This window comes from Secundilactobacillus pentosiphilus (assembly GCF_002217985.1).
In the GTDB taxonomy this organism is placed as follows: domain Bacteria; phylum Bacillota; class Bacilli; order Lactobacillales; family Lactobacillaceae; genus Secundilactobacillus; species Secundilactobacillus pentosiphilus.
In genome coordinates this window covers 1-250 of sequence record NZ_BCMI01000081.1, presented here as the reverse complement: position 1 = coordinate 250, position 250 = coordinate 1, and the positions used below count along the sequence as shown (strand labels likewise).

Sequence of the window (250 nt, the reverse complement as noted above, 5' to 3'; positions counted from 1 at the left end):
ATTATCAGTATCCTACTGGTAAAGTGCCAAATACTGCGCCACGGGTTTGGACCAAAGTTCAGGTTGGTAAACCTCTTCACTATCAGTATCCTACTGGCAAAGTGCCGAATACTGCGCCACGGGTTTGGACCAAAGTTCAGGTTGGTGAACCTCTTCATTATCAGTATCCTACTGGTAAAGTGCCAAATACTGCGCCACGGGTTTGGACCAAAGTTCAGGTTGGTAAACCTCTTCACTATCAGTATCCTAC

General features: G+C 46.0%; 1 protein-coding gene. It reads left to right on the top strand.

Going from position 1 to position 250, the window contains the following annotated elements; all coding sequences use genetic code 11:
• The coding region (locus tag CES81_RS13640; protein ID WP_180949824.1) for a hypothetical protein at positions 1-250 on the top strand (250 nt) is incomplete at both ends.